We start from the raw sequence: 22,376 nt of genomic DNA, 5'->3' as shown, positions 1-22,376 counted from the left end.
CACCTTAGGAGCCCGGACGTTTCCTTGCATGCGACCGGCGACAAGCAAGGGGAACCGCCATGCAGGAGCCTTTCCGGGCCACAGCTTCACGCGAAGCGGAAGGCGGCAGGGAAATCGCAGTCACGGTCCGCAACGTCGGGATGGACTTCGATGGGGTTCATGCCGTCAAGAATGCGTCCTTCGATCTGCCGAAGGGCCGGTTCCTCACCATTCTCGGGCCTTCTGGGTCCGGCAAGACAACCCTCCTGCGGATGATCGCCGGGTTCCAGACCCCGAGCAGCGGCGAGATCTTCATCAACGGCGAAGCGGTGAGCGCAGTGCCACCGCACAAGCGGTCGATCGGCATGGTCTTTCAGAGGCTTGCCTTATTTCCACATATGACGGCGGCTGAGAATGTCGCCTTCCCGCTGAAGATGCGTCGGCGCGACGCACGCACCATTCCCGAACGCGTCGAGCGATATCTCGGGCTGGTCCGGCTCGGGGGCTATGGCGGCAGGCGCATTCACGAACTTTCCGGCGGGCAGCAGCAGCGCGTCGCGATCGCGCGCGCGCTGGTGTTCGAGCCCGACCTGCTGCTTCTCGACGAGCCGCTGGCGGCGCTCGACCGCAAGCTGCGCGAGGAAATGCAGCTCGAATTCCGCCGCATCCAGCGCGAGCTCGGCGTCACCACGATCAACGTCACCCATGACCAGCGCGAGGCGCTGGTGGTTTCCGACGACATCGTCGTCATGGACCAGGGCGAGATCCAGCAGAAGGCGCAGCCGATCCACACCTACCGCCAGCCCCGCAACGCCTTCGTCGCCAATTTCATCGGCGTCACCAACTTCATTGCCGGCACGGTACGGGCCGTCTCGGAAGCAGGCGACGTCTCCATCCTTCGAGGTGATCTGATGCTTGCCGGAAAGATCGGCGATCCGGTCAATCCACCTGCGGAGGGCGACAAGGCGTCGGGAGCGATCCGCGCCGAACAGATCCGTCTCGCCGGCGATGCTGCGCAGCTGTCGAAGCTTGATTGCATGCTGGCCGGGACTGTGGCCGACACCATCTTCGAAGGCGAGCGCATGGTCTACGAGGTAGCCTGCGCCGCGATTGGCGACGAGGTCATTCGCGTTTTTGACCATGATCCCGCCGCGCACACGCAATTCGACATAGGCGAAAGCGTGTTCCTGGGGTGGAATGCCAGGGACATGCTTGTTTTTCGATAGAACCGGAAACCGGTCAAACCCAGAGGAGAATGCAGATGAAGCGCTTTAACCCGACATTATCCCATCTTTCCCGCAGAACCTTCCTTCAGGCCAGTGCCGCGCTTGGCGGCGCCTTGTCGCTCGGCCTGCGCGGCGCCTATGCGCAGGAACCGGAAAAGCCGGCGGAGATCATCGTGCGCGCCTGGGGCGGCAGTTGGGTGGATAGTTTGAAGGCCGGTGTGTCCGACAGCTTCACCAAAATGACGGGGATTGCTGTTCGTCACGACCTGACCGAAGACAATGAGATCCAGCCCAAGGTCTGGGCGGCCGTAGCGCAGAACCGGATCCCGCCGATCCACATCAACTGGGACACCACCACCAATGCCACGAAATCGGCACTGCGCGGCGTGACGGAAGACCTCTCCGACCTGCCGAACCTCGCCAATGTGACGGACCTTGCCAAGCCGGCCGGCCTGGAAGGCTTCCCGATCGTCAACACCTACGGTTATGTCTATGTGCTTGCCTATCGGCCTGCGGCATTCCCGGATGGACCGCCCAAGTCCTGGAAAGATCTGCTCGACCCGAAGTTCAAGGGTCGGCTTGCCTTCTACAATGACGGCATCGGCTTCCATTTCCCGGCCCAGGTCGCCGGTGGTGGCAAGCTGGAGGACATACCTGGCAACATGCAGCCGGCTTGGGATTTCATCACCAAGATGAAGGCGCAGCAGCCGCTGCTCGGTGAAGATCCCGACTTCACCACCTGGTTCCAGAACGGCGAGATCGACGCCGCCTGCACCATCTCGACCAACGCTCGGGAGGCCCGCAAGAACGGCGTCAAAATCGAATGGGTCGTGCCGGAAGAGGGTGCAAAATTCGACACGGACGGTTTGTGGATTCCCAAGGGCCTGCCGGAAAACGAACTCTACTGGGCCAAGCGGTACATCAATCACGCCCTGACCAAGGAAGCGCAGCAGGTCTGGCTGGATGGGCTTGGCTTGCCGGGCGTGGTGCCGGGCCTCACGCCGCCCAAGGATCTGGTGGGCGATCCGTCCTATCCGACCACCGAAGCGGATTTCCAGCGCCTTATCCGCATCTCGTCGAAGATCCAGGTCGAGAACGAGAGCGAGTGGTTTTCCAAGTTCAAGGCGATCATGCAGGGCTGACGCCGGGTCGGCCGGTGCTGCGCTGGCGGCACCGGCTCCTTCACGACGTCGGATACGGATTTTTTCATGCGGGCAGCCAGGACAGCCTATCCCCTGAAATGGCGCATCATGGATGCGCTGGAAGGCATTGCCGCCGCCATCTGGCCGGCTCGGTTAAGGCGCGCCACGCCCTATCTGATGCTGCTTCCGGCGGTGCTGCTGGTCGGACTGCTCGCGCTTGGACTCATCCAGATCGCGGACGCCAGCCTGCGCACGCTCGATACCACCACCTTCCAATTCTCGGACGACTATTCCATCACCAATTTCCGGCGGGCGCTGACAGAGCCGCTATTCCTCGTTGTTGCGCAGCGCAGCCTCATCGCCGCCCTGATCGTCACCGCGGTGACACTCGTCTTCGCCTTTCCCTACGCCTATCTGATGGTGCGCACGCGTTCGCCAAGACTGCGCAAATTCCTGCTGATTGCGCTGTTCCTGCCCTTCTTCATCGGCCAGGTAGTGCGTGCCTATGGCTGGCTGATCATCTTAGGCAACCAGGGCATGGTGAACGAGGCACTCGGCCTTGTCGGGGTCGCCCCGATGCGGCTCATCTACAACTATCCCGCCGTGCTGTTCGGCCTCGTCCAGTACATGCTGCCGTTTGCCGTGCTGATGCTGGCGCCGGCACTCACCGCCATTCCCGAAGAGCTGGAGGCGGCAGCTGGATCGCTCGGCGCGAACTGGGTTCGCACGTTCATCCATGTCGTGTTGCCACTCGCTCGTCCGGGCTTCATCGGCGCTGGCGTGGTGGTGCTGACGCTTTCGCTCACCGATTTCGCAGTCCCCGCGATCCTTGGCGGCGGCTCTCAGGACTTCATCGCCAACGCCATCTACGACCAGTTCTTCCGAACGTCCGACCAGGGCCTCGGTGCAACGCTGGCGCTTATGCTGGTCGCGCTCGGGTCAATCCTCGTCGGCTTGGTGTTCGCGCTGTTCGGAGCCGGAACGCTTGCGATGGGGAGGTCACGGGCGTGAGCGGCTCGCGCAGCAAATCCGTTGTCTTGTGGACCCTGGTTACGATCGCCCTGGTGACGCTTTCGGCGCCGACGATCGTCGTGCTCGGCGCTTCCTTCACCGGCGGCAACATCATCACGTTTCCGCCGGATGGGCTGTCGCTGCGGTGGTATGCGCGCATTTCGCAGGCTTCCGACCTGCGCAACGCTTTCCTGCGCACGCTCCAAGTTGCGACGGTCTGTACGATCGTTGCCATTCCCGTGGGCACGCTGGCCGGCATCGCGCTGGCGAAATATGCGGTGCGTTTTGAGAAGACGATCCAGATCTATCTGCTGCTGCCCTTTACCATCCCGCTGATCGGATCGGGCATCGGCCTCATGCTGATTTACGGCAACGCCGGCATTCTCGGCCAACTCTGGCCGGTCGGCATCGCCTGCTGCGTCATCAACCTTCCCTTCATGATCTGGGCGGTGACGGCGAGTGCCACCGGGCTTGACCCGGACCTGGAACTGGCCGCCGCCAATTGCGGCGCGCCGCCGCTCCAGGTGTTCTTCTCCGTCACCCTGCCGGCGGTTATGCCGGGGGTGATCACCGGCTCGCTGCTGATGTTCATCCTTGCGCTCAACGAGTTCCTGGTCAGCCTGCTGCTCGTCGATGCCCGCATCGTGACGCTGCCGGTGCTGATCTACAACTCCATCCGCTCGATCATCACGCCGGATCTTGCCGCGATCTCCGTGGTCTTCATCGCCTGCTCGGCTGTCGCCGTCTTCCTGCTCGACAGGCTGGTCGGGCTCGACATCTTCCTGAAATCGAAATGAGCAATGCCGGCCCGCCGGGCCGAAAAGGAAATCCTATGCCAAACGTATCGTTCCACGACCTGAGCCAGATCGACGCCGCCAGTCGAGCGGCACTGATGCGGCGCTCAGAGACCGATCTCTCCAGCTTTATGGAGAAGGCCGCACCGATCATCGAGGCGGTCCGAACAGAAGGCGACGCCGCGCTCGTCCGCTTCGCCCGCGACTTGGACAAGGCAGATCTCGATGCCGCGCGGCTGAAGGTCAGCCCCGCCGAGTTCGATGCCGCCTTCGGCATGGTGGACGAGGACGTGGTCGCCGCCATTCGCTTCGGCATCGACAACATCCGGCATTTCCACGAAGAGCAGAAGCCGGAAGCGATGTGGCTTAAGGAAATGCGGCCCGGTGCCTATGCCGGGGACCGCTTCACGCCGATCCGCTCGGTGGCGCTCTATGTCCCGCGCGGCAAGGGGGCGTTCCCTTCGGTGACAATGATGACCGCAGTGCCCGCCGTCGTGGCGGGCGTCCCGGAGCTTGCTATCATGACGCCGCCAGCGGCCGATGGTTCGGTGGACGCAGCGACACTGGTTGCGGCGCGCCTCGCCGGCGTCGAAACGGTCTACAAATGCGGCGGCGCGCAGGCGGTCGCCGCGGTCGCCTACGGCACAGAGACGATCAGGCCCGCGCTCAAGATCGTCGGTCCAGGCAGCCCTTGGGTCGTTGCGGCCAAGCGGCTGCTTGCGGGAGTCATCGATCCCGGGCTTCCCGCTGGTCCGTCGGAAGCGATTATCCTCGCCGACGACAGCGTGCATGGCGGACTGGCCGCGCTCGACCTCCTGATCGAGGCGGAGCACGGGCCGGACTCGTCGGCCTATCTGGTGACTCACAGCCGCCGCGTGGCGGAGGAGGCACTGGCGGCGCTGCCCGAGCACTGGGCGCGCATGACCGATCAGCGGGTAGCGTTCTCCACCGCGGTGCTGACCGGTGCCTGTGGCGGCATCGTGCTGACGGCATCGATCGAGGAGAGCTACCTTTTCATCAACGACTACGCACCGGAGCATCTGGAGATCCTCTCCACCGATCCCTTTGCGCACCTTGGCCACATCACCGAAGCCGCCGAGATCCTGATGGGGCCGCACACGCCGGTTTCGATCGGCAATTTCGGGCTGGGCCTGAACGCCGTGCTGCCGACCAGCCGCTGGGCGCGTACCGGTGGACCGCTCTCGGTCACGGATTTCGTCAAGCGCTCTTCCATCGGCTACGTGACGGCGACGGCCTATCCGGAATTCGCGCGTCATGCCCGCACGCTTGCCCGCTATGAAGGCTTTTCCTCGCACGAACACGCCGTTTCCGACGTGCGCGACCGATATCTGGTGCGGTAGCGGATGATGAAGGCGGCCAGACTCCATGCGGCGGGCGACTTGCGGGTCGAGGATGTGCCGTCTCCCGGCGAACCAGGGCCTGGCTGGGTGCGGCTCAGGGTGACGGCCGCCGGCATCTGCGGCTCCGACCTCCACAATTTCCGCACCGGTCAGTGGATCAGCCGCGCGCCGAGTGTCGTTGGACATGAGTTCGCTGGCGAAGTGACTGCCGTGGGGGCCGGCGTGTCCCAGGTGGCCCTCGGAGACCGGGTCGTCGCCGATTCGCGTTTCTGGTGCGGCGAATGTCCTGCTTGCCGGGCCGGCCTGCATAATGTCTGTGCCACACTGGGCTTTGTAGGCGAGGTCTGCGACGGCGGCTTCGCGGAAGAGACGGAGCTGCCAGCGCGGCTGCTCCTGCGCCATGACCCCACGCTCGATCCCGCAATCGCCGCCATGGCGGAGCCGCTGGCGGTCGCCCTGCACGCAGTGCGGCGGCTGTCGGCGCCGGCCGGGGCGCCGGTGCTTATCGCCGGTTGCGGCCCGATCGGCGGGCTGGCGGCGCTGCTCCTGTCGCGGCGCAGCGACAGACCGGTCCTCGTCGCCGACCGCAATGCGGCGCGTGCGGATCTCGTGGCCGAGGTGAGCGGCGCGACCGTCGTCGCCCTGGACATCCTGCCCCACGATCCCAACCTGCGCCATGCCATCGACGCGACGGGCAGCGTGGCGGTGATAGCGCGGCTGCTCGATTTTTTGGCCGGCGGCGGCACGCTGGCGCTGGTCGGCATTTCGCATGGCCGCCTCGACCTCGACCCCAACTTCCTGGTCGAGCGCGAGATCACGCTTGTCGGCTGCCACGCCTTCGCCGACGAGCTTGCGCCGGCCGTAGCCATGCTTGGCGATCTCGCCCCGGCGCTGTCGCGTTTCGTGGCCGAAGAGATCGCGATCGGCGAAATTCCCGCCGCCTACCAGCGCCTGATCGCAGGCGCGAGCGGCGGCCTGAAGACCATCGTCCGAATGGAGAGAGGGCGATGATCAAGCTTCCCGAAACCGCCGGACCGCTCTACGAAAAGGTCAAGGACTACGTGCTTGGCAACATCGGCAGCGGCAAATGGCCGAAGGACCGCAGGCTGCCTTCCGAAAACGAGCTGGTCAGCACGCTCGGCGTCTCGCGCATGACCGTGCACCGGGCGCTGAGGGAACTGACCTCGGAAGGCCACCTCCTGCGCATCCAGGGCGTAGGCACCTTCGTGGCGCCGCCGAAACCGCAATCTGCCCTCATCGAAATCAGGAACATCGCCGGCGAGATCGCCGCGCGCGGCGGACGCCACAGGGCCGAGGTCGTCGTGCTCGAGAAGATCCGCGACCCGGCGCTGGACCTCATTGTCGCCTTCGAGTTCATGCGCCGCAGACCGGTCGCCCATTCGATCATCGTGCATTTCGAGGACGATGTGCCCGTCCAGCTTGAGGAACGCTTCGTCAATTCGGCTCTCGCACCGGACTACCACCGGCAAGATTTTGTTGCGACCACCACCTACGACTATCTGCAGCGGGCGACGCCGCTGACGGAAGTGGAGCACGTGATCTCGGCCGTCGCCGCCGACGAGGTGGCCGCCGGCCGTTTGATGATCCGGCCAGGCGACCCCTGCCTGCTCCTGCATCGGCGGACCTGGTCAGGCGCGGCGGTCGCCACCGTCAACAAGCTCACCTATGTCGGCAGCCGCTATTCACTGGGCAGCCGCTACGCGCCCTCGCCCGCATGAGCGGAGTCACGTAGCCAAGCCGGGCGGGGCACCCTATCGACCCAACGGCCGATTTGATAGGGAATCAGTTCTGCCTGCGCCGGCGTTTTTCTTATTGACGCCGACCAGATCAGGTTCGGGGTCAAGCCTGGCCGCCGGTCAAATTGCACCGGAGCGGCCAGACTGATTGGGAATGCCCGGGAAGCGGCCGACCGTTCAAACTAACCCGGGGACCACGAAAACCAGCCAGGCGATGACAGGGCCGATGATGGCGATAAGCGCGCTGTAGATCAGCAACGTCTTCAGCACGCTCTCGCGCTCTGCTTCCCGGGCATTGGCGACGACCAGCGCGCCGTTGGTCGAAAACGGACTGGTGTCAACGATGGTGGTGGAGATCGCGATCGCGGCAACCACACCTATGGCACTGATCTGTCCCTGCAGGAGGAAGGGCACGGCCAGTGGAATGATGGCTCCCAGCAATGCCGTGGACGAGGCGAATGCCGATACAATGGCGCCGGTGAAGCAGAGGAGGAGTGCAACCAGCAGCGGCATGCCCAGGCTTGAAATGCCGTGGGCGACGTAGTCGATCGTGCCGATCTTCTCCATGACGCCGACATAGGTGATGATGCCGGCGATCAGGAGCACCGTCGACCAGCTGACCTTGTCGATCGCTGCCTTTTGGGTCTTCGGCGAGAGGAGCGCGAGCGCGACCGCGACAGTGATCGCCACCAGGCCGACATTGAACTTGAAGACAAGTGCGCCGACCGCGAGCGCGGTTAGGCCGATTAATGTCGTCAACGTTTCCGTAGTCAGGCCGGAAAGCGCCGACACATTTTTTGTCTGCTCCTCAAAGACGTGATGGCTGATCGGAGTTGCCGGCGTGCCGCCGTGGCCGACGATTGACTGCGTCACGCCCTCGGGGTGGAGGTCAGGCAGCGGTCCCGACGCCATCGAATACTTACGCAGCACCTTCGAGCCGCCGAAGACGAAGAATACGAGGACGGCGATGGCCAGGTTGAAGAAGAAGCTGGAGAGAAACAGTGATGTCGGCGCGAACGGCAACCCCGCCTTTTCGACGATCTGGTTGGTGATGCCGCCATAGACGCTGATCGGCGAAAAGCCGCCCGCCTGTGCACCGTGAATAACCATCAATCCCATCATGACCGGATTGATGCGGTACTGGAACGCAAAACCCAGCGCCACCGGGGCCAGGATGGCGACCGCCGCAGGTCCGAGCGCACCGAAGCCGGTGATGACGGCGGCGACCAGGAACATGACCCAGGGAATCCACGCCACATGTCCGCGCACCAGTTTGACCGCGCCCTCGACCAGCCAATCGATAGTACCGTTGATCTGGGCGATGGCGAACAGGTAGGTAATGCCGACCAGTGTCAGGAACAGGTCGCTCGGGAAGCCAGCAAATATTTCCGCCGGCTTCATAGCCATGATGAGCGAGCCGACCAGAAAGGCGCATGCGAAGGCGAGTGCGCCCATATTGATCGGCTGGATGGTGGCGATCACGAACATGCCGACCAGCAGCGCGATCGACAGAATCTGGATGTTCATAGCTTCCTCCCTCGGGAAACGCCTTCAGGCGCCCGTTCTCATTTCCATCGGTAGTAGATCAGCCTGCGCTGGTCTCGCTCCCAAGCCCCAACGCAGGGTAGTCAGCGCCTGCTAGGAGGCGGGCATGTAAAGGTTGCTGAACCGGTCGCGCAGAAGGTTCTTCTGCACCTTTCCCATGGTGTTGCGCGGAAGGTCCTCGGCGAAGATCACCCGTTTCGGCTGCTTGTAGCGCGCGAGGCGGTCGCTCAGCGCGTTGAGCACGGCCTTTTCGTCCATTGTGGCACCGGGCTTGAGCACCACGATGGCCGTCACCCCCTCCCCGAAATCCGGATGTGCAATGCCGATGACCGCACTCTCGGCGACACCGTCGAGCCGGTCGATCTCACCCTCGACTTCCTTCGGGTAGATATTATAGCCGCCGGAGATCACCAGGTCCTTGTCGCGGCCGACGATGTGGAGATAGCCCGCCTCATCGATCTTGCCGAGGTCGCCGCTGATGAAATAGCCGTCCTTGGTGAACTCCGCCGCAGTCTTTTCAGGCATCCGCCAATAACCTTTGAAAATGTTCGGGCCCTTGATCTCGATCATGCCGGTTTCGCCTGATCCGAGCGTCTCGCCCGTGGCCGGATCGGTGACCCTCACCGACACGCCCGGGAGTGGGAAACCTACTGTCCCTGCCCTTCGCTCGCCGTCATAGGGGTTTGAGGTGTTCATGTTGGTTTCGGTCATGCCGTAGCGTTCGAGAATGGCGTGACCGGTGCGCTGCTTGAATGCGGCGTGCGTTTCAGCGAGCAGCGGCGCCGAGCCGGAGATGAACAGCCGAATGTTGGCGACCGTCTCCCGGTTCAGGCCCTCATGCTGAAGCAACCGGACATAGAAGGTCGGCACGCCCATCATCAGCGTCGCCCGCGACATCAGAGGAAGGATTTCGCCAGGCTCGAACTTTGGCAGCAGAAACATCGAGGCGCCGGAAACCAGCGTGACATTGGTCGCCACGAAGAGCCCATGCGTGTGAAAAATCGGCAGCGCGTGGATCAGCCGGTCGGCTGCGGTCACGTGCCAGCATTCGCGCAGTGCTAATGCATTGGACAAAAGGTTGTCGTGCGTCAGCATTGCGCCCTTGGAACGGCCGGTGGTCCCAGATGTGTACAGGATCGCGGCGAGATCGTCAGGCGCGCGCGCCGCGTCGAGAAAATCGGCAGACTCGTCCCGGGCCAACTCCATGAGCGACCCGGCGCCGTCCGCATCGAGCGTTTCGACAATCGCGCCGTGGCCGTGCGCGATCCTTTCGACATCAGCTCGCGACTTCGAGGAGACGATGACGAGCCGCGGTTCGGCGTCACCGATAAAATAGTCGAGTTCAGCCAGCGTATAGGCGGTATTCAGCGGCAGATAGATCGCCCCGCAGCGCACGCATGCGAGATAGAGCATCAGAGCCAGCGGGCTCTTGTCCACCTGGACCGCGACGCGGTCGCCTGGGCGAACGCCGAGCACATCAATTGCGCTGGCGATCTGTCCGGAGAGCCGCAGCGCATCTCCATAGGTCCAACGCTGACCATCAATAGTCTCGATGAAAATCGACTCGCCTGACTTGGCGGATGCTCGCATGGCGTCGAACAGGTGATTGCTCATTGAACTCCTCCCAATTTGCTTTTAGGTTTTCTGCATTTCGGTGCGGCGTCGACGAACCGGGGCGCCAATACTGGTGTCGGTCGAAGCGGTTGCCGCCAGTTTTCTCACCTCCGGCGAAGCAGCGATCTCGCCATGTTGCGCCAAGGCTTCGTGGTTCGCCTCGATGTCGTCCAACTTGTAAAAGTAGTTGACCATCAAGCCGTGGGACTGCCGCATCGCCTTGGCGGAGCGATCGGCGAGGAAGTTCAGCCGTTCAAGGCGAGCGCCGTTGCCCAAATGAAAACGCGCCACAGGATCGACCGGCCGTCTGCCGGTGGCACGTTCCTTGACGAAATAGCGTGCGGCGAGCGGGAGGAGCACAGCTTCCACGACCCGTGCCTTCTGCGGATTGTCCGCCCAGCTCGGATCGTCCAGCAACTCGAGCGTCTTGAGGGCCTGATCATCGAGACTCGCATCGGTCGCCTTGCGCAGTCTTGCTAGCCAGCCAGCGAAACCCGGAACCGGCGACAGCGTCACGAAGGTCTTCAAGCCCGGCAGGTCGCGGCGCAAATCCTCCACCACCTGCTTGATCAGAAAGTTCCCGAAAGAGATGCCGCGCAGTCCGTCCTGGCAGTTGGAGATCGAATAGAAGACAGCGGTGGTGGCGTCCTGGGCCGTGATCGACGAACGGTTTACATCGAGCACATCAGCGATGGCAGAGGGAATCGCCTTGGTCAGCGCGACCTCAACGAAGATCAGCGGATCGTCTGCGAGACGCGGGTGGAAGAACGCAAAGCACCTGCGGTCGGCTGGAGCTAGCCTCCGCCGCAGTTCCTCCCAGCCGGCGATTTCATGCACAGCCTCGTATCTGATGATCTTCTCCAGGATGTCGGCTGGCGTCGACCAGTCGATCGGACGCAGGGTCAGAAAACCGCGGTTGAACCATGAGCCGAACAGGTGGGCGAAGTCGGCATCGACGGCGCGAAACGGTTCCGTCGCATCCTTCATGGCTAATAGGCGCTCGCGCATCTCCACCAGTCTTGCCGTGCCTTTGGGGGCCAGGTTGAGTCTGCGCACCAGTTCCTGGCGACGCGGCTCGGCTGCCTGGTGCAGTTCGATGACGGCGTCCGAACTCCTGTCGCTGCGGTAGCGCTCGATGGCTTTGTCAAGCTTGGCGATGTCTGGGCCGAACTGTTCGTGCAGCATACGCACGAAGTCTTGCTGACCGGCCGCGTCCAGTTGGGCCCAGCGCTGAAGGACCTCGGCGGCCAATGCCATGCCCGAGGCTTCGCCCCGGCTCGACAAAAGCATGTCGCAGAGTGTTTCGATATTCGTCTCGGCTTGGACCGGCTCGCTGCGCGCCCCTGCCGCGAGCAGCCTGCGGCCGCGATCGGTGATGCTTTGCACCATATCGCTAAAGAACGAGATGCCTGCCATGTCGGAGTCCTCCTGGCAAAGTCGAAATCGGCGCAAAAGACCCTCCGCGCGCTCGCGGTGCTACTGCTCGGTTGAATCCGCCAATTGTGTGCGACTTGCCTATTATGGTATCGTTAATAAATGCGATTGTGCGCAAAGTCAACTATCTTGCATACAAGAATTCGGGTAATGCATTTTGGAGTCCGAAAAATGTCAGGGAATGTTGTTCAACGCCTACGTGACGAGATCGAAAACGGCATCATCTCGAACGACTTCGCCCCCGGTGCACGACTAGACGAGGTGCAATTGGCAACACGCTTCGGCGTGTCGAGAACGCCGGTGCGCGAGGCGCTGATGCAGTTGAACGCGATCGGGCTGGTGGAGATCCGGCCGCGCCGGGGTGCCGTGGTGATCGATCCGGGACCGCACCGCGTTTTCGAAATGTTCGAGGTGATGGCGGAACTTGAAGGTTTGGCCGGTTCGCTGGCCGCGCGACGGTTCACCGATGCCGATCGCACAACCATCCTGGGAGCGCATGCAGATTGCGAGCGTTCGTCCTCGGCCGGCGACAGCGACCTCTACTATTACGATAACGAACGTTTTCACAAGGCTATCTATGCTGCCAGCCACAGCGGTTTCCTGGCCGAGCAGTGCGTCGCACTGCATCGCCGTCTGCAACCCTACAGGCGTCTCCAGCTTCGCGTGCGCAACCGCGTTGCCACCTCGTTCGCCGAGCATGGCGCGATCGTGGAAGCAATCCTAGCCGGCGACGCGGAGCGGGCGCGCACGCTCCTGCGCCAGCATGTCAGCATCCAGGGCGAGCGTTTCAGCGATCTTGTAGCGACGATGGCGAGCAGATAGTGGATCGCCCAGTGGTTCCCGAATACAATGTTACGCGACTTTTGGCGAACAAACATCGAACATTCCTATAGCGGCTTCCCTCACATGCTGCGGATTCGCGTTTCGTGATAGGCTCAGTTGCGCAATGACGGCATATCCCATTTCAGCATCGCGAGTTCGCGCTCGCCAAAAACGCGTGCCCGAACGATCTTGAGGGACCGCAGCACAAGCGGTTGCGCGAGCCGCAGACGCGCCTACGGTTGTCCGGCCTTGCCTATCCGCTCCCACACCTTGCCGTTCGACTGTGACTGGCGTGCAAAGTAACGGTAGGACGTTCGCGACCAGTCCCTGATCGCCGACGTTTTGTTGTCGAGCACCAGATCACCCTGGCTGGTGCGCACTGTCAGAACGGTGTGGCCTTCTTTCCCGCTGCGCGCCACAGTCAGCAGCAGGGCAGAAGCCGGCCAGCCGAGCTTGAGTAGCTCGCTTTTCTTGAGGATGGCGAAGTCCTCGCAATCGCCCTGGTATTTCGGCAAGTCCCACTCGTCGGCCTTGCCCGTGGTGCTGACATCGCTTCGTTCAGCAATGCGGTGGTTGACTGCGGCGTTGACTCTTGCGAGCTCCGCCTTGCGAGGTCCCGTCAAGTCCACAACTTTGGTCTTGCCTCTGGTGTCGCAAAGCGTTTTTTCCTTAGCGCAGAAGGTTTTGAAGGCAGGGGGCGCAAACGCATAGCCCTGCGTCTGCATTGTAGTGCCAGCGCCGGAAGCCTGGGTGCAGGCCGAGAGCAGGACAGCGCATGTGTGCAGCGTCAGAATTCGCATCATAAACGAGGGGCCTCTGTGGTCGCCTCGCAATAGTCGACGCTGAACCTAAAGCAATCCCTCGCGACGCCTTAGCGTCCCGTTTTTGGTTAACAAATTGTAACGGTGACGGGAACATTTGAAACAGTATTCGCGTTTTAGTAGCAATTAATATAATGGAGAGCTAATATGCGTACGCTAGAGTCACTACTCAACAGCACCGGTATAGTGTTGATATCAGCCACCTTTTTTGGAGTGGCAGCGACCGTTCCAGCACGAGTCCAAGAGATCGAGCGGCCCGTACTCACGGCTCAGCAATGCAACCCTCTGACGAACGCTAACTATGAGCTTTGCTGCGTGGCGCTGAACCGGACTGACATTCTCACGGCGGCGCAAATCGACCAATGTCCGCCGACGACCACTGCGCAAATCCAAAGTGTCTTGGCTGCCGACGACAGCGGCGACGATAATGGCGGCGGTAGCGACAATGGCGATGGTGGCGATGGCGGCGATAATGGCGATGGGGGCAATGATGGCAGCGGTGGCGGCGATGGCGGCGATGGCGGCGGCGGCGGCGATGATGGCGATGATGGCGATGATGGCGATGACGACGGAAACGGCAACTCCGGCCACGTCAACTCAGGTCCAGGCAATGGCGGTGAAGGTGCTGCCGGCGAGCTAGGCGATCGGGATCCCGGCAGGTCTGGGGAGCATAACAATGCGCCCGACACGCCCGGCGACAGATGAAGAACCAAAGTTGCGCCGGCTCATTGTGGCTGGCGCGACGTTCGGCCAGAAGGAAAGCCCGGCGCATGCGCGGAGGGCAATGAGGACGGTGGGTGCGCGATCGTGGAAGCAATCCTCGCCGGCGACGCGGAGCGGGCGCGCACGCTCCTGCGCCAGCATGTCAGCATCCAGGGCGACGTTTCAGCGATCTTGTAGCGACGCTGGCGAGCAGATAGTCGTCCGGTTTGGCTTGGGCAGGATGGCAGTGTCCATCACGGAGCACATGGCGAGCCAGCCTGCGCTAAGAACGCACCACCAGAGGCACCAGACCTTCATGGCGATGGTCGAGATAGCACACAACGCGGTCGCCAATGCGCTCGAAGATGAGATCGACTTTCGCCTCGCCGATGGCCAGATGGCGGATAACAATGTTGTCGATACCGATCGGGAGCCGCGGGCGTTCCACAGTGATCTCGCGCGTCCAGCCGTCGACCCGGATGCCCAGGCAGGCCTGCAGCATCATGAACGCGGAGCCTGCCGACCATGCCTGCGGCAGACATGCGACCGGGTAGGCCACCGGTGAATCGCTGGCCGCGCGCGTAAAGCCGCAGAACAGCTCCGGCAGGCGCATGTTGAAACGGACCGCCGCCTCGAACATACCGCTCATCAGCTTCACGACGCTGTCGCGCTCGTGATAGCGGGCGAGCCCGGAGGCGCAGAGTGCAGTGTCGTGCGGCCAGATCGACCCATTATGATAGGACATCGGGTTAAATGGGACCTCGTCGTCTGCCAGTGTGCGAACGCCCCAACCGCTATGGAGATGACCTGAGAGCAGCTGGGTGGCAAGTGCCTGCGCCCGTTCCGCTGAAGGCAGCCCGACATAGAGCAGGTGACCGGCATTGGACGCGCGAACCGCGCATTGCTTGCCTTCTCCGTCGATTGCCAAAGCATAGAAATCTCGGTCCGGCATCCAGAAATGCGTCTCCACCGCCTCACGGATCCCCTCTGCCAGGGCGCTCCAGTGCGCCGCCTTTGCATCGTCGCCGCGTCTGGCGGCCAGCGCGGCCATCCCTTGATATGCGGCGAAGACATAACCTTGCACCTCGACCAATGCGATCGGCCCTTTGGGGATCGTGCCGTCGGCATGGAAGATGGCATCGGCGCTGTCCTTCCAGCCTTGGTTGAACAGACCCGTGTCGGCCGCCCTGTTGTAGGTTACAAAGCCTTCCCCGTTGCGGGTTCCGACCTCCTCCATCCACGCCGTGGCAGCGCCCAGCGAGTTCCACATGCGATCGACGAATGCCTCGTCTCCGGTGCGATCGGCGTAGGACGAAGCCAGATAGACATAGAGTGGCGTGGTGTCGACGCCGCCATAGTAACGGCCGAACGGCAGCTCGCGCAGCACGGCCATTTCGCCCTTCCGGGTTTCATGCATGATTTTGCCAGGTTCGGCATCGTCGAACACAGAGGTCTCGGTCGACTGATAGTGGGCAAGGAAGGCCAGCACCCCACGAGCAAGGTCCGGATTGAGCCAGAGCATCTGTAAGGCGGAAATGACGCCATCGCGGCCGAAAGCCGTCGAAAACCAGGGGATGCCGGCATACGGGTATGGCCCGGTCGCCAGATCGGTCGTCAGTAGCGCGATGTCGGCGCGGGTGCGTGTTAGCCAGTCGTTGAACACGCGGCCGGAGCTGAAGACGGTGGCGCCCTGCCGACGCTTTGAGCGCATGGCAAAGCGGGCTCGCGCAGCGGCCGCGCGAAAGCGGTCGCTGGAGGGGGTCTCTTCGCTGTGGCCGACCTCCAGGTACAATGCTCTGCTGTCACGCCTCGCCACGAGAATAACGAAGTCGGCGTGGTTGGGGTGTACCTGATCGGGCTTGATCGAGAATGCGATGACCGATTGACGAGCCACATTGTCGAGGCCTTCATATCGGAACGTTACGCTCGCCTCGCCGACCAGCGCGTCATGCGCGCGGCCGCGGCGGCTACGCGTAGTGCCGCGCACCTCGAACATGTCACGGAAATCGGCGTCGAAGTCGAGCCGAACCGGCAGAACCACCTCGCGCGCGGAGTAGTTGGTGAACGTGATGCGTTCGAACATGCGATCTTGCCAGATGAACCGCGTCCGGTCGATATGGACGACGCCCGGCAACGCTTCGCTGCCATTCGGCCCGATAGCGGCTAGATTGGTGAGGTTGGCGGTGAACAGGATGTTGTCCTGCGACAGCGAGGCGCCGAGCAGCGACGGCATCCGGCCGCCGATGAACAGGCGGAAGCGCGACAGTACACGCGTGTCGTCGCGGAAAAGCCCGTCGCCGGTGCCGCGTATGTCGCCGTAGCTGTCTGCGACGACGAAGCAATCCTCGTGTTTCAGCGCAAATTGCCGATGCGGCTCGCGCGGTGCCGTTTCGTCGATTGCCGGGAGCGCTACGGCTGGATCAATCTTGCGGTCTTCGAGTTGAATGGTCATGGTCAACCCCTCTCGTTCAGAAGCGACCAAGGCGGCTCAGGCGCTGATCCGGGCAGCCGGGCCGTCGCCTTGCTCGGTCGGGTAGACATAGTCATCATTGCGGTATTTTTAGCGCGCTTGTTTTGAGAACCAAGTGCATTCGTTGTGCCCTCCATGAGCGAGCGATAGATCGCCAAGTAGTGGCTGCACATGCGCTCGACCGTGAAATCGCACTTCAAAAGTTTGTCGCACCCGTGCACGATCGAAGCCGCTTATCCGCGGTACCGCGTCCACAGCTTCGTCCGGTGCGTTCAGGATCAATCCTGACAACTTCTCGAAAGCGAAGGTCATCCTTCAAAAAGCTTCGACGGCAATCCCCTTCCTCGCGTTCATTGCGGTCCTATAGCGCGAACTCTCGAAAGGCCGATATGTTCCCCCGGGAACAATCGCCGCGTCAAGCAACCGCGGCGGCAATCAGGACAAGAAGGACAAGCCGCAACAGAGCAGCCAGGCTGCCGGCAAGGATCCAATCCGCGGCAAGGACAACCCCAACTCGAACTAACGCAGCTAAGCTTTTCGCATTCATCTAGTCGGGCGGCGAGGATTTCGCACTGCTCGGCCAGGGAGGGGTTCGGATTGCAGGCATATCTCGTCTGTCGTTTGCGCCCCTCGAACGTTGCAATCCGAACATGATCGAAGGCCCCGTGCCACAGCGCCGGCAGTCAAAGACCGCAACAGATCCTGTAAATGCCGCTCGATCGGATGTGATGCCAACCGCACGCCAGCTTCTCCAGGCGCGCCTGTGCCAAGGGAAGTTGACTCAGCTTTTCGCGAAGTTAGACCCTTCTGAAAATTGCAGCCTTGACGCGATGTGCATTAGGTCGTTTGTTGCGGGCAGGAGTGCCACGGAGGAAACCATGGAAGTCACCCTGGGGGCGGACAGCCCCGCAGCGCGGTTCCACGTTTTCACGCCGATGACGGGCGAAGGCTCCTGCGCATGAATTCCGGAGCGATCCTCGAAGCCGCGGGATTGACTAAGGAATTTGGGGGTTTCGTCGCTGTCAACAATGTCAACCTGACGGTGGAGCGAGGATCGATCCACGCGCTGATCGGCCCCAACGGCGCAGGCAAGACGACCCTCTTCAACCTGCTGACCAAATTCCTCCAGCCAACGCGCGGCGCGATCCGCTACGAGGGCCGGGACATCACCAGGATGCAGCCGGCCGACATCGCGCGGCTGGGCCTTGTGCGCTCGTTTCAGATATCGGCGGTGTTTCCGCACATGACGGCCCTCGAGAATGTCCGCATCGCGCTGCAGCGCCGGCGCGGCGACAGTTTCGATTTCTGGCGCTCGGAGAAAGTGCTCTCCAATTTCAATAGCGAGGCTGCGACTCTTCTCGCCGATGTCGGCTTGACCGAGTTTTCAGATATCCGCGCCAGCGATCTGCCTTACGGCCGCAAACGCGCGCTTGAGATCGCGACGACGCTGGCGCTGAACCCTGAAATGCTGCTCCTCGATGAGCCTATGGCCGGCATGGCACAAGAAGATATCGAGCGTATCTCGGCGCTGATCCGGCGCATCTCCAAGAACCACACCATTTTGATGGTTGAGCACAATCTTTCGGTCGTAGCCTCGCTGTCGAACCGCATCACCGTGCTCGCGCGCGGCAAAGTCCTTGCCGAAGGCGATTATGCTGCGGTTTCCAAAGATCCGCACGTTATCGAAGCCTATATCGGGGCCGGACATGGTTGAAGTTGAACTGACGAGCAGGCCGTCTGTTGCCTCCTCGGCGAGACCCCTGCTGCGCGTGGATGGCCTGCAGGGCTGGTACGGCGAGAGCCATGTGCTTCACGGCGTGAGTTTCGAGGTTGGCGAAGGCGAAGTGGTGACGCTGCTCGGCCGCAACGGCGCCGGCAAGACGACGACGCTGAAGGCCGTCATGGGCATCCTTTCCAGGCGCTCGGGCTCGGTCAGCTATGACGGTCGGGAGACGATCAAGCTGCCGTCGCGGTTGATCGCACAGATGGGCATCGCCTACTGCCCGGAGGAACGCGCGATCTTTTCCAGTCTCTCGGTCGAGGAGAATTTGATGTTGCCGCCGCAGGTGCGCCCCGGTGGGCTCAGCGTCGAGCAGATTTTCGAGCTTTTCCCGAACCTGAAGGAGCGGCTTTCGAGCCAAGGCACCAAGCTTTCGGGCGGCGAACAGCAGATGCTCGCCATCGGCCGGATCTTGCGGACCGGCGCGAAGCTCTTACTGCTCGACGAGCCGACCGAAGGGCTTGCTCCCGTGATCGTGCAGCAGATCGGCCGCACCATTGCCCGGCTCAAGGAGGAGGGATTCACGATCGTGCTCGTTGAACAGAATTTTCATTTCGCCGCGTTGGTCGCGGACCGGCACTACGTGGTGGAACAGGGGCGCGTGATCGACACGATCCCCAACGACGAACTCGACGCCAACATCGACAAACTGCACGCCTATCTCGGTGTCTGAGGCCACTATCAATGGCGCATTGCGCCGTAATCGGAGGAGAGTAGCGATGAAAAAAATGGGGTTTATTCTGGCTTCGCTGACGAGCCTGCTGATGGCCGGTGCGGCCTACGCCACGGATGTCAAGATCGGCGTTCTGAATGACCGTTCCGGCATCTATGCAGACATCGCCGGTGAAGGTTCGGTCATCGCCGCCCAGATGGCGGCGGAAGACTTCAAGGCGGCGGACAAGGGCATCAACGTGTCGATCGTCTCCGCCGACCACCAGAACAAGCCCGACGTCGGCTCGAATATCGCGCGCCAGTGGTACGACACCGAAAATGTCGATGTAATCGCCGACGTGCCAACCTCGTCGGTGGCGCTCGCCGTCAACGAGATCACCAAGGAGAAGAACAAGATCTTCCTCGCCTCGGGTCCGGCCTCGTCGGACCTCACCGGCAAAGCCTGTTCGCCGAACACCGTCCACTGGACCTACGACACCTGGGCGCTTGCAAACGGCACGGGCTCGGCCATGGTCGCGCAGGGCGGCGATAGCTGGTTCTTCGTCACAGCGGACTACGCCTTCGGCCACGCGCTCGAGCGCGATACGTCGGCGGTCGTCGAAGCATCGGGCGGCAAGGTTCTCGGCGCCGTCCGTCATCCTTTCCCCGGCCAGGATTTCTCGTCCTTCCTGCTGCAGGCGCAAGGGTCGGGTGCCAAGGTCGTCGGCCTCGCCAATGCCGGCGGCGACACGATCAACGCGGTCAAGCAGGCGTCGGAATTCGGCATCACGCAGGGCGGCCAGGCGCTCGCCGCTCTGCTGATGTTCATCAATGACGTGCATGCGCTTGGCCTCGACGTGGCGCAGGGCCTCGTGCTCACCGGCGCATTCTACTGGGACAAGAACGATCAAACGCGTGAATTCTCTGCCCGCTTCCAGGAGCGGAATGCCGGACAAAAGCCTTCGATGATCGAGGCCGGAGTCTACGCTTCGGTCCTGCATTACCTTAAAGCCGTCGAGGCCGTTGGCGACAAGGACGCGGCCAAGGTGATGGCCAAGATGAAGGAAATGCCGACCGAGGATCCGCTGTTCGGCAAGGGCACGATCCGCGCGGACGGGCGCAAGCTGCACGACATGTATCTGTTCCGCGTCAAGAAGCCGGACCAATCGAAGGGGCCATGGGATTATTTCGAGACGGTTGCGACCATTCCGGCCGACAAAGCGTTCCGCCCGCTCGCCGACGGCGCCTGTCCGCTCGTCAAGTAAGCGAGCCTCGCCAGCGACGCGCCGAGCCGCTCGGCGCGTCCTTTCGTCGACAAGTCAGCCGGAGCGACCATGTTCGAACTGCTTGGAATTCCGCCGCAGGTCCTGTTCGGCCAATTGCTGCTCGGGCTGATCAATGGGTCCTTCTATGCGGTTCTGAGCCTCGGGCTGGCGGTCATCTTCGGTCTCTTGAACATCATCAATTTCACGCATGGCGCGCAGTACATGCTGGGCGCCTTCGGCGCATGGATGCTGCTCAACTATCTCGGCGTCGGCTACTGGTGGGCCGTGTTCATCGTGCCGCCGATCGTCGGCGCCACCGGCATCGTGCTCGAGCGCGTGCTGATCCGACGGCTCTATCACCTCGACCATCTCTACGGGCTGCTTCTCACTTTCGGCCTGGCGCTGATCATCGTCGGCTTCTTCCGCCAGTTTTTCGGCGTATCCGGCCTGCCTTACCCGCCGCCGCCGCTTCTGACCGGCGGACATAATCTCGGTTTCATGTACCTGCCCAATTCGCGCGCCTGGGTGATCGTGGCTTCACTCATCGTGTGCCTCGCGACCTGGTTCATCATCGAAAGGACCCGGCTTGGCGCCTATCTCAGGGCAGCTACCGAGAACCCGACCATGGTCGGCGCGTTCGGCATCAACGTGCCGCTGTTGGTCACGCTCACATATGGTTTCGGCGTCGCACTCGCGGGTTTCGCCGGCGTGCTCGCCGCGCCGATATACGCAGTCAATCCGAACATGGGGGCAGACCTGATCATTGTCGTCTTCGCCGTCGTCGTCATCGGCGGCATGGGCTCGATCCTGGGCTCGATCCTCACCGGCTTCGGGCTTGGGCTGATCGAGGGTCTGACCCGCGTGTTCTATCCGGAAGGCTCGGCCGTGGTGATCTTTGTCATCATGGCGCTCGTGCTACTCGTCAAGCCGGCCGGCCTGTTTGGGCGGAGTGTGTGATGACAACCGACACCAACCCGATCGCTATGGCGGCCATCACCTCGGTTGGCGCCGCGGGCATGCCACGTCATCACTTTGCGATCTTCGCCGCGCTCTTCGTCTTCCTCATCGCCGCGCCATTTCTGCTCTATCCGATCTTTGTCATGAAGGTGCTGTGCTTCGCGCTGTTTGCCTGCGCCTTCAACCTGTTGCTCGGCTATGGCGGGCTCTTGTCGTTCGGCCACGCTGCCTATTTCGGCATGGCGAGCTACGTCTCGGCCCATGCGGCAAAGGTGTGGGGTCTGACGCCTGAACTCGCCATCATCGCGGGCACGCTGGTGGCAGCCGTGCTCGGTCTCGCGATTGGCTCCCTCGCCATTCGCCGCCACGGCATCTATTTCGCCATGGTGACGCTGGCTTTTGCGCAGATGATCTATTTCTTCTCGCTGCAGGCGGCGTTTACCGGTGGTGAGGACGGCATCCAGGCCGTGCCGCGCGGGCATCTGTTCGGGCTGATCGACCTGCGCTCGAGCGAAGTGCTCTATTTCTTCGTGCTCGCCATCTTCTTCGCCGGCATATTGCTGATCTATCGGATCATCCATTCGCCGTTTGGACAGGTGTTGAAGGCGATCCGCGAGAACGAGCCCCGCGCGATCTCGCTGGGCTATCGGGTCAACCGCTACAAGCTCGCCGTATTCGTGCTGTCGGCCACGCTCGCCGGCGTCGCCGGCGCAACCAAGGCAATCGTGTTCCAATTGGCGTCGCTTACCGACGTCTACTGGACCATGTCCGGCGAGGTCGTGCTGATGACGCTCTTGGGCGGCATGGGCACGGTGTTCGGACCGATCGTCGGCGCGGCAGTCATCGTCACGATGCAGAATTACCTCGCGACATTTGGCGACTGGGTCACGATCGGCCAGGGCATCATCTTCGTTGTCGCGGTGCTGTTGTTCCGGGAGGGCATCGTTGGCGTCCTGGCAAAATGGATCCGGAAACCGCTCTGAACATCTGATGAAACCAGAGACCGGTCGCCGGTTAGGCCATGCAGCCACTCAGTCCTATAGCC

Annotated in this window: 19 protein-coding genes and 1 pseudogene; 15 read left to right on the top strand and 5 right to left on the bottom strand. The window is 62.3% G+C overall.

Annotation, left to right across the window (positions count from 1 at the left end; genetic code table 11):
• The first annotated feature begins 59 nt into the window (after window positions 1-59).
• The 7 genes from AC0L3N_RS03795 (at window position 60) to hutC (ending at window position 7,252) form a co-directional block, all read left to right on the top strand.
• Window positions 60-1,205: an ABC transporter ATP-binding protein gene (locus AC0L3N_RS03795; protein WP_473545712.1), complete on the top strand. Its 1,146-nt coding sequence runs from the start codon at window positions 60-62 to the stop codon at window positions 1,203-1,205.
• Window positions 1,206-1,240: 35 nt separating this feature from the next.
• A complete protein-coding gene (locus AC0L3N_RS03790; RefSeq protein WP_473545710.1) occupies window positions 1,241-2,347 on the top strand; it encodes an ABC transporter substrate-binding protein in 1,107 nt (368 codons plus the stop codon).
• 66 nt (window positions 2,348-2,413) lie between these two features.
• Entirely contained in the window at window positions 2,414-3,358 is a 945-nt protein-coding gene (locus AC0L3N_RS03785; RefSeq protein ID WP_123147224.1) for an ABC transporter permease, read from the top strand.
• On the top strand, window positions 3,355-4,155 hold the full coding sequence (locus tag AC0L3N_RS03780) for an ABC transporter permease (RefSeq protein ID WP_473545707.1): 801 nt from the start codon (window positions 3,355-3,357) through the stop codon (window positions 4,153-4,155). The genes AC0L3N_RS03785 and AC0L3N_RS03780 overlap by 4 nt, the downstream gene beginning before the upstream one ends.
• 35 nt (window positions 4,156-4,190) lie before the next feature.
• Window positions 4,191-5,513, top strand: coding sequence for a histidinol dehydrogenase (gene hisD, locus AC0L3N_RS03775; protein WP_473545705.1), 1,323 nt, complete (start codon window positions 4,191-4,193; stop codon window positions 5,511-5,513).
• A gap of 6 nt (window positions 5,514-5,519) precedes the next feature.
• Window positions 5,520-6,524 carry a zinc-dependent alcohol dehydrogenase gene (locus tag AC0L3N_RS03770; protein ID WP_473545703.1) on the top strand — a complete coding sequence of 335 codons (1,005 nt, stop codon included), beginning with the start codon at window positions 5,520-5,522 and terminating at the stop codon, window positions 6,522-6,524.
• On the top strand, window positions 6,521-7,252 hold the full coding sequence (hutC, locus tag AC0L3N_RS03765; RefSeq protein ID WP_473545701.1) for a histidine utilization repressor: 732 nt from the start codon (window positions 6,521-6,523) through the stop codon (window positions 7,250-7,252). The genes AC0L3N_RS03770 and hutC overlap by 4 nt, the downstream gene beginning before the upstream one ends.
• A 195-nt stretch (window positions 7,253-7,447) precedes the next feature.
• Here hutC and AC0L3N_RS03760 read toward each other — a convergent pair whose 3' ends face one another.
• The 3 genes from AC0L3N_RS03760 to AC0L3N_RS03750 all read right to left on the bottom strand — a co-directional run bounded on the left by AC0L3N_RS03760 (window position 7,448) and on the right by AC0L3N_RS03750 (window position 11,845).
• Window positions 7,448-8,797: an SLC13 family permease gene (locus tag AC0L3N_RS03760; protein ID WP_123147221.1), complete on the bottom strand. Its 1,350-nt coding sequence runs from the start codon at window positions 8,795-8,797 to the stop codon at window positions 7,448-7,450.
• Window positions 8,798-8,908: 111 nt separating this feature from the next.
• The gene (locus AC0L3N_RS03755; RefSeq protein WP_473545700.1) at window positions 8,909-10,429 is read right to left on the bottom strand and encodes a malonate--CoA ligase; all 1,521 of its coding nucleotides are present in this window, start codon (window positions 10,427-10,429) and stop codon (window positions 8,909-8,911) included.
• A gap of 21 nt (window positions 10,430-10,450) precedes the next feature.
• Entirely contained in the window at window positions 10,451-11,845 is a 1,395-nt protein-coding gene (locus tag AC0L3N_RS03750; protein ID WP_123147219.1) for a malonyl-CoA decarboxylase, read from the bottom strand.
• Window positions 11,846-12,034: 189 nt separating this feature from the next.
• Here AC0L3N_RS03750 and AC0L3N_RS03745 point away from each other — a divergent pair, with 189 nt between their 5' ends.
• The gene (locus tag AC0L3N_RS03745; protein ID WP_123147218.1) at window positions 12,035-12,685 is read left to right on the top strand and encodes a GntR family transcriptional regulator; all 651 of its coding nucleotides are present in this window, start codon (window positions 12,035-12,037) and stop codon (window positions 12,683-12,685) included.
• Between the two features lie 233 nt (window positions 12,686-12,918).
• Here AC0L3N_RS03745 and AC0L3N_RS03740 read toward each other — a convergent pair whose 3' ends face one another.
• Window positions 12,919-13,485, bottom strand: a complete 567-nt coding sequence (locus tag AC0L3N_RS03740; RefSeq protein WP_473545849.1) for a transglutaminase-like cysteine peptidase — start codon at window positions 13,483-13,485, stop codon at window positions 12,919-12,921.
• Between the two features lie 448 nt (window positions 13,486-13,933).
• Here AC0L3N_RS03740 and AC0L3N_RS03735 point away from each other — a divergent pair, with 448 nt between their 5' ends.
• Complete coding sequence (locus AC0L3N_RS03735; RefSeq protein ID WP_473545698.1) at window positions 13,934-14,146, top strand: hypothetical protein; 213 nt, start codon at window positions 13,934-13,936, stop codon at window positions 14,144-14,146.
• A gap of 158 nt (window positions 14,147-14,304) precedes the next feature.
• Window positions 14,305-14,426: pseudogene (locus AC0L3N_RS03730) on the top strand (GntR family transcriptional regulator); the annotation flags it as partial.
• 65 nt (window positions 14,427-14,491) lie between these two features.
• Here the strand turns inward: AC0L3N_RS03730 and AC0L3N_RS03725 are convergent.
• Window positions 14,492-16,660, bottom strand: a complete 2,169-nt coding sequence (locus AC0L3N_RS03725; protein ID WP_473545696.1) for an amylo-alpha-1,6-glucosidase — start codon at window positions 16,658-16,660, stop codon at window positions 14,492-14,494.
• 976 nt (window positions 16,661-17,636) lie between these two features.
• On the opposite strand from AC0L3N_RS03725, the gene AC0L3N_RS03720 reads away from it, so the two are divergent.
• The 5 genes from AC0L3N_RS03720 (at window position 17,637) to AC0L3N_RS03700 (ending at window position 22,314) form a co-directional block, all read left to right on the top strand.
• A complete protein-coding gene (locus AC0L3N_RS03720) occupies window positions 17,637-18,392 on the top strand; it encodes an ABC transporter ATP-binding protein (protein ID WP_473545694.1) in 756 nt (251 codons plus the stop codon).
• Complete coding sequence (locus tag AC0L3N_RS03715) at window positions 18,385-19,131, top strand: ABC transporter ATP-binding protein (protein ID WP_473545692.1); 747 nt, start codon at window positions 18,385-18,387, stop codon at window positions 19,129-19,131. The genes AC0L3N_RS03720 and AC0L3N_RS03715 overlap by 8 nt, the downstream gene beginning before the upstream one ends.
• 46 nt (window positions 19,132-19,177) lie before the next feature.
• On the top strand, window positions 19,178-20,374 hold the full coding sequence (locus tag AC0L3N_RS03710; RefSeq protein ID WP_473545690.1) for an ABC transporter substrate-binding protein: 1,197 nt from the start codon (window positions 19,178-19,180) through the stop codon (window positions 20,372-20,374).
• A gap of 69 nt (window positions 20,375-20,443) precedes the next feature.
• Window positions 20,444-21,331, top strand: a complete 888-nt coding sequence (locus AC0L3N_RS03705; protein ID WP_473545688.1) for a branched-chain amino acid ABC transporter permease — start codon at window positions 20,444-20,446, stop codon at window positions 21,329-21,331.
• On the top strand, window positions 21,331-22,314 hold the full coding sequence (locus tag AC0L3N_RS03700) for a branched-chain amino acid ABC transporter permease (protein ID WP_473545686.1): 984 nt from the start codon (window positions 21,331-21,333) through the stop codon (window positions 22,312-22,314). The genes AC0L3N_RS03705 and AC0L3N_RS03700 overlap by 1 nt, the downstream gene beginning before the upstream one ends.
• Window positions 22,315-22,376: the final 62 nt, after the last annotated feature.

Source organism: Mesorhizobium sp. WSM4807 (assembly GCF_055811615.1).
This window is presented reverse-complemented; position numbering and strand designations above follow the sequence as displayed.